The organism is Shinella sp. GW835-FHT14H05 (assembly GCF_058793575.1).
The window spans coordinates 76,314-90,640 of sequence record NZ_JBXAFY010000012.1; the positions used below are offsets into that span (position 1 = coordinate 76,314).

General features: G+C 57.4%; 14 protein-coding genes. 7 read left to right on the forward strand and 7 right to left on the reverse strand.

The annotated features are described in order from the left end of the window. Positions 1 to 15: 15 nt before the first annotated feature. The 7 genes from AC1Q6Z_RS27045 to AC1Q6Z_RS27075 form a co-directional block, all read right to left on the reverse strand. Positions 16 to 2,040, reverse strand: coding sequence for a 3-hydroxyacyl-CoA dehydrogenase NAD-binding domain-containing protein (locus AC1Q6Z_RS27045; RefSeq protein WP_093744152.1), 2,025 nt, complete (start codon positions 2,038 to 2,040; stop codon positions 16 to 18). A gap of 98 nt (positions 2,041 to 2,138) precedes the next feature. Continuing rightward, entirely contained in the window at positions 2,139 to 3,290 is a 1,152-nt protein-coding gene (locus AC1Q6Z_RS27050; protein WP_033967480.1) for an acyl-CoA dehydrogenase family protein, read from the reverse strand. Positions 3,291 to 3,508: 218 nt separating this feature from the next. Beyond that, positions 3,509 to 4,879, reverse strand: coding sequence for an aspartate aminotransferase family protein (locus AC1Q6Z_RS27055; RefSeq protein ID WP_033967567.1), 1,371 nt, complete (start codon positions 4,877 to 4,879; stop codon positions 3,509 to 3,511). A gap of 68 nt (positions 4,880 to 4,947) precedes the next feature. Next, positions 4,948 to 5,745: a cystine ABC transporter substrate-binding protein gene (gene tcyJ, locus AC1Q6Z_RS27060; protein ID WP_137935353.1), complete on the reverse strand. Its 798-nt coding sequence runs from the start codon at positions 5,743 to 5,745 to the stop codon at positions 4,948 to 4,950. Between the two features lie 87 nt (positions 5,746 to 5,832). Then, positions 5,833 to 6,678 carry a transporter substrate-binding domain-containing protein gene (locus AC1Q6Z_RS27065; RefSeq protein WP_492649908.1) on the reverse strand — a complete coding sequence of 282 codons (846 nt, stop codon included), beginning with the start codon at positions 6,676 to 6,678 and terminating at the stop codon, positions 5,833 to 5,835. Between the two features lie 152 nt (positions 6,679 to 6,830). Next, positions 6,831 to 7,481, reverse strand: coding sequence for a TetR/AcrR family transcriptional regulator (locus AC1Q6Z_RS27070; RefSeq protein WP_151652876.1), 651 nt, complete (start codon positions 7,479 to 7,481; stop codon positions 6,831 to 6,833). Between the two features lie 4 nt (positions 7,482 to 7,485). Beyond that, positions 7,486 to 7,869, reverse strand: coding sequence for a hypothetical protein (locus AC1Q6Z_RS27075; RefSeq protein WP_492649909.1), 384 nt, complete (start codon positions 7,867 to 7,869; stop codon positions 7,486 to 7,488). Between AC1Q6Z_RS27075 and AC1Q6Z_RS27080 the strand changes: the two genes are divergently transcribed. From AC1Q6Z_RS27080 to AC1Q6Z_RS27110, 7 genes are all read left to right on the forward strand, one after another. Continuing rightward, positions 7,868 to 8,575, forward strand: a complete 708-nt coding sequence (locus tag AC1Q6Z_RS27080) for an ABC transporter permease (RefSeq protein ID WP_137935350.1) — start codon at positions 7,868 to 7,870, stop codon at positions 8,573 to 8,575. The genes AC1Q6Z_RS27075 and AC1Q6Z_RS27080 overlap by 2 nt on opposite strands. 6 nt (positions 8,576 to 8,581) lie before the next feature. Continuing rightward, on the forward strand, positions 8,582 to 9,301 hold the full coding sequence (locus AC1Q6Z_RS27085; RefSeq protein ID WP_093744157.1) for an ABC transporter permease: 720 nt from the start codon (positions 8,582 to 8,584) through the stop codon (positions 9,299 to 9,301). Next, on the forward strand, positions 9,298 to 10,092 hold the full coding sequence (locus AC1Q6Z_RS27090; RefSeq protein WP_093744154.1) for an ABC transporter ATP-binding protein: 795 nt from the start codon (positions 9,298 to 9,300) through the stop codon (positions 10,090 to 10,092). Before AC1Q6Z_RS27085 ends, AC1Q6Z_RS27090 begins: the two co-directional genes overlap by 4 nt. A gap of 263 nt (positions 10,093 to 10,355) precedes the next feature. Further along, complete coding sequence (locus tag AC1Q6Z_RS27095) at positions 10,356 to 11,573, forward strand: CaiB/BaiF CoA transferase family protein (protein WP_067938298.1); 1,218 nt, start codon at positions 10,356 to 10,358, stop codon at positions 11,571 to 11,573. 5 nt (positions 11,574 to 11,578) lie between these two features. Then, entirely contained in the window at positions 11,579 to 12,334 is a 756-nt protein-coding gene (locus AC1Q6Z_RS27100) for a TetR/AcrR family transcriptional regulator (protein WP_081988879.1), read from the forward strand. 2 nt (positions 12,335 to 12,336) lie between these two features. Further along, positions 12,337 to 12,786 (forward strand): thiamine pyrophosphate-dependent enzyme, encoded by a 450-nt coding sequence (locus AC1Q6Z_RS27105; RefSeq protein WP_235923488.1) that lies wholly within the window; start codon positions 12,337 to 12,339, stop codon positions 12,784 to 12,786. Between the two features lie 62 nt (positions 12,787 to 12,848). After that, positions 12,849 to 14,297 (forward strand): aldehyde dehydrogenase family protein, encoded by a 1,449-nt coding sequence (locus tag AC1Q6Z_RS27110; protein ID WP_137934791.1) that lies wholly within the window; start codon positions 12,849 to 12,851, stop codon positions 14,295 to 14,297. Positions 14,298 to 14,327: the final 30 nt, after the last annotated feature.

Sequence of the window (14,327 nt, forward strand, 5' to 3'; positions counted from 1 at the left end):
AAAGTATGGGTTGGTTCAATCGAGCAATGCGAGGTTCCCGCGGCGGCCGCCGCCGACTACGGTCGCAAGAGTACGTTCAAGGCGGTAACGTGGTTGACGCTTCGCCCAGAAGAGTGGTCCACCAAGATGTTTCGGAAAGCCATATCCGTTGATCATCACCAGATCGATATCTGAGGCACGCGAAGCGATGCCGTCTTCCAGAACGAGCAGGGCCTCGTTGACGATCGCGCAAAGCGTGCGCTCCTGGATTTCGTCCCGGTCCAGCGACCTCGGCGCAGCGCCATAATGTGCCCGCGCCTTCGCGATGAGATTTCTCACGTCTGGGTCCGATGCGCGTTGGCCATCGTCATACCGATACCAGCCGGCACCTGTCTTGCGGCCGAGCCGGCCGGCTTCAACAAGCCATTCGAGGACCGGAACGTCACCATCCTTGTCCCCGCGGGCCTCCTGCTTCCTCTTCCGGTTAGCCCAAGCTATATCGAGCCCTGACAGGTCCGACACGCTGAACGGCCCCATGGCAAAACCGAGCGCCTCAAGGGCGGTATCAATTTCGTCCGGGCTTGCGCCATCGATCAGCATCGCTTCGCTCTGTGCGCGGTAAGCATTGTAGATGCGGTTGCCGATGAAGCCTTCTCCGACTCCGGAAACGACGGCGACTTTCCGAAGCCGTCTTGCGATCGCAAAAGCGGCCTGCAGGACTTCCGGTGATGTTTCTTCGCCCCGAACAATCTCCAGAAGCTTCATGATGTGCGCCGGCGCAAAGAAATGCAGTCCAACGACGGATTGAGGACGCGTGGTCGCGGCGGCTATGACATTCACATCGAGATAGGAAGTGTTGGTCGCAAGGATCGCATTGGTCTTGGCGAAACTGTCGAAACGAGCCATGAGCTCAGTCTTCACGGCCAGATCCTCGAAGGCAGCTTCGATGAGCAGATCGCACTCTGAAAGATCTTCGAGATCATGGACCAATGTCAGCTCGGCGGGGTTCGAAGCTTTCGCGAGAAAACCTTCGATGCGGGTCCGTGCGCTTGCTAGGGCCTCTTGTTTGAGGTCCGTGAGCTTCACCGGATAACCTGCGGCGAGAAAAGCGGCGGCGATCCCCGCGCCCATGGTTCCGGCTCCGACGATACCGACTGTCTCGATCGACAAGGGCGAAGCGTCCGCGAGGCCCTCGACACGCGCGGCCTGCCTTTCCGCAAAGAAAAGATGCCGCAGGGCCGCCGACTCATCGGAATCGCGGAGGCGCCGAAATGCGGTGCGGGCTGACGCGAGCGCGTCATCGAAGGGAACCGTGACTGCCTGCCAGATTGCTTCGGTCTGGTCGAAGACGAAGGGTCGCCCGCGACCGCGTTTCAAGACCTGCTGGACGGCAAGGTCAAACGCCTTGTGATCGAAGGGCTTTGGTTCTCTGTCCCTTAATCTGATCTTCGTGGTCCCGAAGGCACGAGCATAGGCAATCGCATCGTCTGGAATTTTCCCAACAATAGCGTCGATGAGGCCGAGGTTCTTGGCTTCTGGAGCTTTGACTTGACGGCAAGACGCGATCATGTCGAGTGCGGTGACGGCATCAGTCACCCGAGGCAGTCGGACGGTGCCCCCGGCACCTGGAATTATTCCGAAGGTTCCTTCCGGCAGTCCGACGGCAGCCTTTTCCGTCGCGATCCGCGCGTCGCAACCGAGGGCGATTTCGTAGCCACCGCCGAGTGCCGCCCCTTCGATTGCCGCGATGACTGGCTTCGAGCACTGCTCGATGGTTTCAATGACATCCGGCAATGTGGGATCGGTCAGGGGTTTGCCGAACTCCTTTAGGTCGGCTCCGGCGATGAACGTACCGTTTTTTCCAAGAAGGACGATCGACTGAACGTCGTGTTTCGCAGCGAGATGGTTGATGGCGTCGATCATAGCTTCGCGGAGATCGCGCGAGAGCGCATTGACAGGCGGATTGTCGATCGAAACCAGGCCGACACCATCAACGATTTCGGTGGTGGTAAGACCTGAGCCAAATTTCTGAACGAGGGGCGAGGGGGTCTCTGTAGTCATAGCGGGCTCCGTAAGGATTGTTCGAGCCGTCGGTCCAGCCTCCCTCCGACGCCGTGCTTGCAAGCCCGCCGAAGAACGAAGGCTGAGTGAGGGGACGCTTACGAGGCGGCCTTGATCATGTTCTTGGCGATCACAATCTGCTGGATCTGCGTGGTGCCCTCGTAGATGCGGAACAGCCGAGCATCGCGATAGAACCGTTCGATGCCGTATTCGGCCATATAGCCGGCTCCGCCATGAATCTGCACGGCGCGGTCGGCGACTCGACCGACCATCTCGCTTGCGAACATCTTGCAGCACGCGGCATCGGTCGTCACGTCCTGGCCTGCATCACGGCGCCGTGCAGTTTCCAGCACCATGCAACGTGCGGCGTAGGCTTCCGTGCGACTATCGGCGAGCATCGCCTGGATGAGCTGGAATTCGGCGATCGGTTGTCCGAACTGCTTGCGGTCCATTGCATAGCGCAAACTGTCCTCGATCAAGCGTTCGGCCATTGCAACACAGATCGACGAGATGTGCAGGCGACCGCGATCCAACGTCTTCATGGCTGTACGGAAGCCCTGGTTCTCAACGCCGCCGAGAAGCGCGTCGAACGGGACCAGGCAATCCTCCAAAATCACATCCGACGTATGAGAGCCCTTCTGACCCATCTTGCGGTCGATGGGGCCGAGCGAAAGGCCGGGCGTTCCTGCTTCGACCAGAAACGCCGAGACACCTTGGGCGCCGGGCTTCGAGGCGTCAGTGCGTGCGAAAACGGTGAAAAGACCGGCGTGAGGGGCGTTTGTGATGAAGCGTTTCGTGCCATTTATCACATAGCCGTTCTCAGTGTGCTTTGCAGTGGTTCGTACCGACGCAGCATCCGAGCCAGCTTCCGGCTCGGTCAGCGCGAATGAGCTGATGAGTTCGCCGGTGGCAAGGCGAGGCAAATACCGCTGCTTCTGCTCTTCCGTGCCGTCGAGAATGAGGCCGAGCGAGCCGATACCGTTATTGGTCCCGATAAGCGAGCGGAAGGCGGGAGAGGTCTTGCCCAGCTCCAGTGCGATCCGGACTTCTTCCTCCATATTGAGACCAAGGCCACCGTACTCTTCGGGAATCGTCAGGCCGAATAGACCTAAATTCGCGATCTCCTGGCGGATTTCGACCGGGATAGCATCGTTATCGGCGACCTGTTCCTCGAGAGGACGAAGACGCTCTCTAACGAAACGCCCGACCGTATTCACCAGTTCATTCATCGTGTCTGAATCGAGAGCCATGTAGTCTCACCTGTTTGCTTGCGCCACCAATGGCATTTAAAGCATTTATATACTGTTTGGACGGTAAGTAAATAAGCCAGGAGACCCGATTCGAAAAATACCGAATGAATTCGAGCCGTTGGATCATCAGTCCCGTCAGCATCGCTGCGAATGCGGACCGGGGCATGAAACTCCGGTCCGCTACGCTGTCGTGGTCTGCCATCCGTATTTCGCGTACGCTATGCGGCGAGTTCCGCTGTAACTCGATTGAGAACCTTGCCGATCTTCTCGATTAAGAAGTCTGCGTCCCCCACGGTGATCGTGAGAGGCGGGCAAATCGTGAGCGCGTCGACGGCTGCGCGCAAAAGCACGCCCTCCTCGGCGAGATACGCATTTGCCTTGGCGCCCAGTTCTCCGTTCTTGAGGCCGGCTGCATTTGGGAAATTCTGCTTGAACAGTTCCACGGCGGCGACCAATCCAACGCCACGAACCTCTCCCACCAACGGATGATCCGAGAAACGTTGCAGGCCGTCACGCAGGTATTGACCGACGCGTGATGCGTTGCCGACGAGGTCGCGATCTTCGATGACGGCGATGTTTTCGAGTGCCACGGCCGCCGCAACCGGATGCGCACCGCCGGTAAAGCCGTGGCCGAAGGTGCCTATGCGATGGCTCTCATCAGCAATCGGTTGGTACACCTTGTCATTCACGAGCAGAGCGGAAATCGGAAGGTATGACGAGGAGAGCGCCTTCGAGAGAACCATAATGTCCGGTTTGATATCGTACGTCTGGGAACCGAACATGTTACCGGTTCGGCCGAAGCCGCACACGACCTCGTCAGCGACCAACAGTATATCGTATTTCCGCAGAACGGCCTGAATCTTCTCCCAGTAGGTCCGCGGAGGAACGACAACACCTCCGGCGCCGAGGACCGGCTCGCCGAAGAAGGCAGCGATTGTCTCCGGACCTTCATCGAGGATCAGCTTCTCCAGTTCGTTCGCCCTTCTGGATGCAAAATCCTCTTCGCTTTCACCAGGTTCCGCATCGCGCCAGAAATGGGGGCTGCCCGTACGTAGGACGTTGGCAATGGGCATGTCGAAGGATTCGTGATTGTAGGAGAAAGCGGTCAGGCTGCCCGAGGCCAGCGTGACACCATGATAGGCGCGTTCTCGGGCAATAAGCTTTTTCCGCTGGGACTGGCCGAGCGCATTCGACCTGTACCAGATCATCTTGATTGCGGTATCATTGGCTTCGGAACCGGAATTCGTGAAGAACACCTTGCTCATCGGGACCGGGGCGATCTCTACTAGCTTTTCCGCAAGATCGATCGCCGGCATATGCGTCCGGCTAGTAAAATTGTGGCCAAAGCTCAGGCGTTCCATCTGCCGTGCAGCGGCTTGCACGAGACGCCGCTCGCCGAAGCCGACGGCGACGCTCCAAAGGCCGGCCATGCCTTCAAGGTAGCGCTTCCCGTTGCTGTCGTAGACGTAAGCCCCCTCAGCCCGGTCAATGATAAGCGGCGTCGTCGCTTCATGCTTCCGGGCGTCAGTATAGGCGTGGAAGTGGTACGCAATATCCCGCGCTTCATTGGAGTTGGGTATCATCGTCATCTTCATTCACTTTCTTTGTGGAGAGCTGCATTCGCAGCTCTCCTGCTTGATGGTAGGAACGCACAGTCTCACTTCGAGACATCGACACCGAGCCATTTGATCGACATGGCCGTCAAAGTGCCGTCGGCTTTCATTTCTTCGATGGCTTTGTCGATGGCAGCTTTCAGTGCCGGTTCTTTTCGCATTGCGACCGCCTGCTCTTGGGGGGCGAACGGTTCGCCCGCCGTGACGAAGCCCGAATCGGCTTTTTTGATCAGACTCGCCGCGACCATCGTGTCGTTGAGGGCCACGTCGATCCGGCCCGCCTTCAAATCGCGATACATGGTGGCGTCGAGGTCGTAGGTCTTGACGTCCGCGTCAGGGACGTTGGCACGAACCCATTGCTCGAAGTTCGTGCCGAGCACCGCGCCAACGGCGCGCCCTGAAAGCTTTTCAGGTGCCGTCAGCTCGGCTGCGAGTTCTTTCCGAGTGACCATCTGGATCTTGGTGATCGTGTATGGAACCGAGAAATCGTAGTTCTTCTGACGTTCCGGAGTGATGGTGATCTGATTGATCACGACGTCGAGCCTACCAGACGCGAGAGCCGCGAGAATGCCGTCAAACTGTGTCGGCACATATCTAGGCGTCAGTCCGAGCCTCTTGCAGAGATCGTTAGCAAAATCGACCTCGAACCCGACGAGATTGCCGGATTCATCCTGAAAATTAAAGGGGGGATAGGTCGACTCGAGACCAATCGCAAGTTCACCCTTTCCGGCGATTGTCGACGGCAAGACGTCGGCTGCGGCCGTGGCTTCCAGAGCGGTCAGGGATGTCAGGCAAAGCGCAGTTACTGCGAAAAATGCCCGTCGGTTTAAGTTGAAATACATGAAGAATCATCTCCATTGAGTTTGAATTATTAAGCGACTAGTCGGTATGTAAAGACGACATGCGGTCTGAAGGAATATTCTGCAAGTTTACGTCGGCGAAAGATCCGCGCCGAACCATTTGATGGTGAGCGCCTTGATCGTTCCGTCCTTCTTCGCGTCCTCAATAGCCTTGTTGAACATTGCTTTGAGATCCGCATCGCTCTTGCGAAGGCCAACGCCGGCGCCAGCACCTAGCAGGCCGCCCGCAAGCTTCGGCCCGACGACAACCATATCGCCGCCATCCGCGCCCTTGAGAACACCCATCAGGTAGGGCAGTGTATCGAAAGCGATATCAATGCGGCCGGCTTGGAGGTCGAGTACGTATTGTTCGGCTGTCTTGTATTGCCGAATCTCCGCGACGTCGGCGAAGTTCTTCTCGACGAAGAGGGTGTTGGCGGAAGCGGTCAGCACGCCGAGCGTCGAGCCAGGGAGTTCGGAGCGGACCGCGTCGATCTGCTTGGTCGCGGAATCGGCGTCCTTTTCCAGATCAAGGATGGATTCGCCAAGCGGAAGATTTGCGAATTTGCTCGACTTCGTCGTCAGGAAAGCGCGCGGGCTCGCCGCATAAGAGACAGAGAAATCGATCTCCTTCAGCCGCTCCTCCGTGATGTTCATTCCCGCGATGATGGCGTCGAACTTCCCGGCCTGCAGGCTGGGAATGATCGTATCCCAAGGCTGCGATGTGAGTTCGCATTCGACCTCCATGCGTTTGCAGAGGTCATTCGCGAGGTCGACTTCGTATCCCAGGAATTTGCCGTTGGCATCGGTATATGCCCAGGGAGCATAACTGACGTCCATGCCGATCACGATCTTCTTCCACTCCCCGGCATGCGCCGGCATCGTGGGGAGTACAAAGGCCCCTACGATAAGTAGATTGAACAAGAATTTTTTCATCGATAGTCCTCCTCAGTGTGAATGTTGTTGCGTTGCCTTCACGTACATCCATGCAGGGCGTCAGAAAAAACGCACAGATGCACCGCTCCTGGTGAGACCTTTACGGACCCCATCCAAGGTCTTGATATCCATGATTTGCGGATGCGTAGGGGCTAAGCTCTTATCGCAATGCCAAACAGGACAGTCTTCAGGTCTTCTTCAAGCATGGCGGTGAGATCATCGACCGTTGCTTCCTCACTGGTTATGTAAAGGACAAATACGTGCCGTATGACGCTATGGATAATGCGGGCTGCGCTATCCAGATCAACATCATCATGGATCGAGCCTGTCCCACGAAGCTTGTTCAAAGCGACACGCACATGTTTTGCAGTAATCGAGAGGAGCTCACGGAACTGGCTGCGCTGCTCAGGGCCCATGTGTATCGATGCCCCCAGGATCTCCCTCCACACGCCTTTTCTTGAAATATCATATCCATCCAAAAGGACCGATTTGGCGATCAGCACCATCGCCTGGACAGGATCGTTTGGCAGCCGCTCCACAACGCGCGCCAAATTCGGCTCAAGGATATGCCTGTCCTCCTCAAGCAAGCCTAGCAGCAGATCGTGCTTCGATTTGAAAAAGGAGTAGATGGTGGGGACGGAGACGGTAGCGCGCGCGGCGACGGCTTCGAGACTAACCTCATTGAAGCTGTGTGCCGCGAACAAATCACTCGCCGCAGCGAGAATGTTCTCCCGCCTTATTAGGCGTTGGCGCTCCCGCAAGCCCATTCCTGCATGCCTCCCCCCAGACTTTTGATTGATCATGGCCTCACACCGTTTTGAGTTTCAACGCGCTGAAAACTTTTAACGGATGTAAATATTTATGCAATTCCGTGATGACCGCCGGCGGCTGGCGACGCCGACATACGGTCGTCCGACGGACTGTCTGATTGACCTGGCACACTTTCTCGACGCGTCCAAACTTCAATCGAACAAAAACTTTGTATCTAATAAAAATATTCCTTGCAATAAAAATATTTTGTGCGAACTGTGATGCCGCTGGAGGAGCGTGGCTGAGGGAGCGCGGCCGTGCAGGTGTCTCGTAGTTCGACAATTGGGCTATCCCCAATTCGATCAGGCCGCCACTGTGCCCTTCACATCCGTAATTTCTGAAAATGCGCAGTGTATTGGACAAGCTGTGGGTTGGCTGCATGAATTACACTGATCTTGTTGGTTTTGGTGAAGGAGGATGGGGTCGTGTCCTCATCGCTGGCGCGGGCGTCACGTCCGCTATCGCCGTTTTGGGGTTCCTCATCGGGTCTATTCTTGGCAGCCTCGTTGCCTGGGCAAAAATGTCACCAATCCGTTTGGCTCGTGGCGTCGCCGACGCTTACACGACCACACTGCGAGGCGTGCCTGATCTTCTGGTCATCTATCTACTCTACTTCGGCGGAAACTCACTTTTGTCGACCTTCGCCGGCTTCTTCGGGGCGAACGGTTTTGTTGGAATGCCTACGTTCGCTACTGGGGTTCTCGCGATCGGGATCATTTCTGCCGCTTATCAAGCTGAAGTGCTTAGAGGCGCTTTCAACACTGTCGCCAAGGGCAGTATCGAGGCGGCTCATGCGGTTGGCATGGGCCGTTGGCTACTGTTCAGGCGCGTCGTTGCACCACAGGTACTGCACTACGCATTGCCGGGCCTCGGCAACACATGGCAATTGGCCCTGAAAGAGACGGCCCTCATCTCGGTCGTCGGGCTTGTGGAACTGCTTCGGCAAGCTCAAATGGCTTCGGGTTCAACGCGCCGACCGTTTGAGTTCTTTATCACGGCTGGACTGCTCTATCTGACAATCACCGTGGTCTCGTCGCTTCTCTTCCGCTTCGCCGAGTATCGCTCTGCGTGCAGGATGGGGGGCTAAACAGTGATCGATTTCGGTTTTCTCTGGCAGGCTTTCGTCAGGCTCATTGCCGGTTTGCCTATTACGCTCGAATTGGCCGCAACGGCGATACTTGTCGGGACAGTCCTGGCAACAGCCCTGGCGATTGTTGCGCACCTGCGGGTCCCCGTCGCTTCCCAATGCGTTGCCTTTTTCGTCTTTTGCATACGCGGCTCGCCGCTCCTCCTGCAGATGTTCATCATCTACTACGGCCTCGGACAGTTCCGTCACGAACTCCAGAGTTGGGGTGTCTGGCCGTTTTTCCGTGAACCTTACTGGTGCGCCATCACTGCTCTAGTGCTTAGCGTCGGCGCCTATGGAAGTGAGATCATCCGCGGAGGGCTAAAGTCCGTTTCGGCCGGATTGATTGAGGCGGCAAGGGCTTGCGGCATGTCCGGTTTTCTACTGTACAGGCGCATCATCCTTCCGATCGCATTCCGGCAGGCTTTGCCAGCCTACGGCAATGAAGTCATTCTCGCGGTAAAAGCAACTTCCCTCGCTTCCACCATCACCATCATGGAAGTAACTGGTATAGCTGCGGAGCTAATCTCCCAGACATTTCGCGCTTTCGAAGTGTTTATCGTCGCTGGTGCAATTTATCTGACGCTCAACTTCATAATAACCCGCCTGATCGCTCTACTTGAATACCGTCTGTCACCGCATCAGCGCGATCTCCCCGTCAAAACAAACATTGAGGCGCGGCCATGACGTCAATCGAGACGAATAACGTTCCCGTAATTTCCATTCGCGACCTCCATAAAAACTTTGGCGATCTTGAGGTGCTAAAGGGCATCACGTTCGAAGCACATGAAGGAGAGGTGGTCTCGATCCTTGGATCGTCGGGCTCTGGCAAGTCCACAATGCTCCGGTGCATCAACATGCTCGAAACCCCGAGCGCGGGAACAATCGCCATCCGGGGCGAGGAAATCGCCATGCGAACGACCAAGAATGGAACCCGTCCCGCGGATCGAAAACAGCTCGACCGGATTCGGTCAGACGTCGCGATGGTGTTCCAAGGCTTCAATCTATGGCCACACATGTCGATCCTCGAAAACGTCATTGAAGCGCCGGTCCATGTTCAGAAGCGTTCAAAAACGGAATGTGTGGACGAAGCAATGTCACTGTTGGCGAAGGTGGGGCTTTCCGACAAAGCCAACAGTTACCCCAGACACCTATCGGGCGGGCAGCAGCAACGCGCAGCGATTGCAAGGGCGCTTGCTCAGCGGCCAGCAGCCATCCTGTTCGATGAGCCGACATCGGCGCTAGACCCGGAGCTTGTCGGGGAGGTCCTGAAGGTCATTCGAGATCTGGCTAAAGAGGGACGAACAATGCTCATTGTCACCCACGAGATCAATTTCGCACGGGAGGTTTCGAACCGCATCATTTTTCTGGAAAAGGGTACGCTCATCGCGGACGCGCCGCCCGCAAAACTCTTCTCTGAAGCTGCACCGGACCGCTTCAAAAAGTTTATCTCCAAAACCTTACACACTTCCTCCTAGGCCGTCCGCGGCTCCGGTTGTGCGGTGCGCCACAACGCTATCGTGTAGCCTCCAAGACACTAAATTCTGAGCGGCATGGCGATTGACATGCCGCTATCAGTTATATACTGTTCGGACGGTAAGTAATTAGGTCGCTTCCGCCCGAGCAGTCTGGTGCATTAAGCGGCTCGATTCACCGTGAGGAGAAGAGCTGCCCCGCCTTATCCGCGTAGGCCTTTCTCCGATATTTTGTTGAAACGGATAGAGGAAGGATCGCGTTTCCGATGAGCGTCGCACTGAACGGAATCAAGGTTCTCGACCTGTCTCGCGTTTTGGCCGGCCCCTGGGCAACAATGACGTTGGGTGATCTCGGTGCTGACGTGCTGAAGATTGAGCAACCTGGAACCGGGGACGACACCCGGACGTGGATGCCGCCGGCTGTGGAGGGTGTTTCAACCTACTATCTGGGCGCAAATCGCAACAAGAAGAGCGTTGCGATCGACATCGGCAAGCCGGAAGGAAGAGATCTGATCATTGAACTCGCAAAAAAGAGCGATGTCCTGATCGAGAACTTCCGCCCGGCCTCGCTCAAGAAATTCAAGCTCACCTATGACGATCTGAAGGACATCAACCCTCGGCTCATCTATTGTTCCATATCGGGTTATGGCCGCGGTCACGAGCTGGAGGAGCGTCCGGGTTACGACTTCATTATCCAGGCTGAATCTGGATTCATGTCGATTACGGGCGAAAAGGATGGCGAGCCGATGCGGCTCGGTGTCGCCTTCATCGATCTCATATCGGGCATGAATGCCGTGCAAGCAATTCTCGCTGCCCTGTTTATGCGCGAACGCACCGGAAAGGGCCAGTGGCTCGACATCAGCCTGACCGACAGCGCGATGTTCATGTTGGCCAACGTCGCGTCGGGTCATCTCAATACCGGAAGAGAAGCGTTGCGCTATGGCAACGCTCATCCGAGCATCGTACCATATCAACTGTTCGATTGCGTCGATGGCCGAATTGCACTCGCAGTCGGAAACGACGAACAGTTCCGGCGGTTCTGCAAGATCATCGGTCTGCCGGATCTCGCGATGGATGAGCGGTTCGTCACCAATAAAGGACGAACCGAGGCGCGTGATGAGTTACTGCCGATCATCGAGGACAAGTTGCGCGATCGTAAACTGCATGAGCTTCTCGCCGAACTTCGCGCCGTCGGAGTCCCGGCTGGCGAGCTTCGCACTGTCGGCCAGGCGTTCGCTAGCGATGTTGCAATCCTTCGGGACACTGTCGTTTCGGTTCCTTCCGAAAGGATCGGCACCTTCCGCTCCGTGCGCAGCCCGTTGCGCATGTCGGAAAGTCCGTTTGCTCCGCCGACACTTCCACCCGAGGTCGGCGAGCATACCCGCCAAGTCCTTCAGGCCGAGCTGGATCTGAGCGCAGATCGGGTCGATCAGCTTTTGGAGATGGGCGTAGTTGCCGGTATCCCGGCGACGACCCGAAAGTAGCTCTGATGCAGAAGGAGCGCGTTCGCCGCCAGGGCCGTCCACCCACGATGGAGAATGCACGCGGCAAGATTCTGGACGAAGCCGCCGAACTGTTCGCGCGGGAGGGCTTCGATGGGACTTCGTTAGGAAGTGTCGCGGAAGCGGTCGGCGTCACCAAGGCCGCGATCTACCATTACTTCCCGAACAAGAAGGAAATATACGAGGCTATCATCGTCCGGACGCTCAAGGGCCTTCTTGAAGCTGTAAATATCGCTGTTGATGGTGACGACGAGGCCCCGGAGGCTCTTTGCCGCTTTATGACGGCACACGCCGACTACTTCGAAGCGCATTACCATGGCTTCGTCACGATGTTGGTGGGCTACGGCGGCATGGAGAATGGTGGGCTGCTCGAAGAAGCGCAGGAACTGCGCGACGCCTACGAAGAGCTTCTTCGACGGATCGTGCTCGCAGGCATCGAATCCGGCCGCTATCGAAATACGGATTCCCGGTCGATAAGCCGCGCGATCCTCTCGATGCTGAACTGGATGGTTCGCTGGTTCAAGCCAGGGCATGGCCGTCCCGCCTCCTCCTTCGCGATGGAGTATTGCGAGCTCATTCTGAACGGTCTGGCCGCCGACGGCCGAGCCCTGAACACCGACACGCGTCCTCAGCCCTCCGATAGGCGCCGAGGCCATGAGAGCGCATCAAAAGTCAAGCGTTCCGTCATCTCAGTCGATGGCGAATGTACGCAGAAGTATCCCATGAATTGGAAGAGGAACTAACAATGGCAGATAAGCTCACGCACAATGCCCCAGCTCACGACTGGCTGAACCTTGGCGGCGGCGCGATCGGCGACGGCCTTCCGGTCTCCACCGGCGCAGCGGTCGCCGGTGGCGGTGATCGAAGGGTTATCAGCCTGCAGGCAGACGGCTCCGCGATGTATTCCCTGCAGTCGCTCTGGACGCAGGCCCGAGAAAAGCTCCCTTGCACGACGATCCTGCTCAATAACCGGAAGTACAATATCCTGATCGGCGAATACAAGAACGTCGGCGCCGTTCCCGGCCCGACAGCGATGGGCATGCTTGACCTCTCGAACCCCGATCTTGACTGGATCAAGTTGGCAAATGGCATGGGCGTCGAGGCCGCACGCGCGACCACAATGGAAGAGTGCGCCGACCTGATGCAGCAGAGCTTCAGGCAGAAGGCACCGTTCCTCATCGACCTCATTATCTAATGCCATCGATGCCCGCTCTTCCGGCGGGCAACGTCCTTCCTTTCGAAAAATTGGAGACAGCAATGCTGGAAAAGAAATTGTTTTACATCGATAGCGAATGGGTGGCACCGCTGGAAGCCCGCGAACTCGCCGTTATCGACCCGTCGACAGAAGAGGCCTGCGCAGTTATCAGCATCGGTAGCCCCGCCGACGCCGACCGGGCGGTCGCGGTCGCCAAGCGTGCGTTCGAGAGCTGGTCGAAGACTGCCCCCGCCGAACGTCTCAAGCTGGTCGAGCGCTTGCTCGAAATCTACAAGCGCCGCGCACCGGAAATGGCCCAGGCAATCAGCCTGGAGATGGGCGCGCCTATCGACATGGCGCTGGAAAAGCAAGTCGGCGCCGGCACCTGGCACATCTCGAACTTCATCACCGCATTCAAGGACTTCGAGTTCATCCGGCCGCTCGGTCCGCATGCTCCCAACGACCGCATCCTCATGGACCCGATCGGCGTCGTCGGCCTCATCACTCCCTGGAACTGGCCGATGAATCAGGTGACTCTCAAAGTCATCCCCGCTTTGCTGGCGGGCTGCACCATGGTCCACAAGCCCTCCGAGATCGCGCCGCTTTCCTCGATGCTGTTCGCGGAATATATCGACCAGGCTGGTTTCCCCAAGGGCGTCTTCAATCTCGTCAATGGCGATGGTGCTGGCGTAGGCACGCGTCTGTCCTCGCATCCCGATGTGGAAATGATCAGCTTCACGGGTTCCACGCGGGCCGGCGTCGCGATCTCCAAGACCGCGGCAGAAACTCTGAAACGGGTGGTCCTCGAACTTGGTGGAAAAGGCGCCAACTTGGTGTTTGCCGACGCGGACGCGGAAGCGGTGAAACGCGGTGTCCTCCATTGCTTCAACAATACCGGGCAGAGCTGCAATGCGCCAACGCGTATGCTGGTAGAGCGGTCGATCTACGATCGCGTCGTTGACGAGGCGAAGGCGGTTGCGGAAAGCCTCGTGGTCGATTCCAGCCACAAGCCTGGCAACCATATCGGACCGCTTGCATCGGAGGCGCAGTTCCAGAAGGTCCAGGAAATGATCCAGAAGGGAATCGAAGAAGGGGCGCGTCTCATCGCTGGTGGTCTCGGTCGTCCGGAAGGGCATGAACAGGGCTACTTCGTCCGTCCGACGATCTTTGCCGACGCCAACAATGACATGGCAATCGCACGGGAAGAAATCTTCGGACCGGTCCTGACGATCATCCCTTTCGACACCGAAGAAGAGGCTGTCCGGATCGCTAATGATACGCCTTATGGCTTGTCGAATTACGTCCAATCCACCGACGGCGAAAGGCGTAACCGCGTCGCCTCGCAACTCCGCGCCGGGATGATCGAAATGAATGGCAATCCTCGCGGCGCCGGTTCGCCGTTCGGTGGCGTGAAGGCATCCGGCCGGGCTCGCGAGGGCGGACTCTGGGGGATCGAAGAATTCCTCGAAGCCAAGGCGATCTCGGGCTGGGCGGGCTCGAACCCGGCTTGATCGAATGTCCGGCAGCGCATCGCAGCATCA

Bases quoted from the DNA above. Each gene is read 5' to 3' on its own strand.
- AC1Q6Z_RS27050 (WP_033967480.1), bottom strand. From the start codon at position 3,290: ATGGCTCTCGATTCAGACACGATGAATGAACTGGTGAATACGGTCGGG.
- AC1Q6Z_RS27110 (WP_137934791.1), top strand. From the start codon at position 12,849: ATGCTGGAAAAGAAATTGTTTTACATCGATAGCGAATGGGTGGCACCG.
- AC1Q6Z_RS27090 (WP_093744154.1), top strand. From the start codon at position 9,298: ATGACGTCAATCGAGACGAATAACGTTCCCGTAATTTCCATTCGCGAC.
- AC1Q6Z_RS27045 (WP_093744152.1), bottom strand. From the start codon at position 2,040: ATGACTACAGAGACCCCCTCGCCCCTCGTTCAGAAATTTGGCTCAGGT.
- AC1Q6Z_RS27065 (WP_492649908.1), bottom strand. From the start codon at position 6,678: ATGAAAAAATTCTTGTTCAATCTACTTATCGTAGGGGCCTTTGTACTC.
- AC1Q6Z_RS27070 (WP_151652876.1), bottom strand. From the start codon at position 7,481: ATGATCAATCAAAAGTCTGGGGGGAGGCATGCAGGAATGGGCTTGCGG.
- AC1Q6Z_RS27100 (WP_081988879.1), top strand. From the start codon at position 11,579: ATGCAGAAGGAGCGCGTTCGCCGCCAGGGCCGTCCACCCACGATGGAG.
- AC1Q6Z_RS27075 (WP_492649909.1), bottom strand. From the start codon at position 7,869: ATGCAGCCAACCCACAGCTTGTCCAATACACTGCGCATTTTCAGAAAT.
- AC1Q6Z_RS27055 (WP_033967567.1), bottom strand. From the start codon at position 4,879: ATGACGATGATACCCAACTCCAATGAAGCGCGGGATATTGCGTACCAC.
- AC1Q6Z_RS27080 (WP_137935350.1), top strand. From the start codon at position 7,868: ATGAATTACACTGATCTTGTTGGTTTTGGTGAAGGAGGATGGGGTCGT.
- tcyJ (WP_137935353.1), bottom strand. From the start codon at position 5,745: ATGTATTTCAACTTAAACCGACGGGCATTTTTCGCAGTAACTGCGCTT.
- AC1Q6Z_RS27105 (WP_235923488.1), top strand. From the start codon at position 12,337: ATGGCAGATAAGCTCACGCACAATGCCCCAGCTCACGACTGGCTGAAC.
- AC1Q6Z_RS27095 (WP_067938298.1), top strand. From the start codon at position 10,356: ATGAGCGTCGCACTGAACGGAATCAAGGTTCTCGACCTGTCTCGCGTT.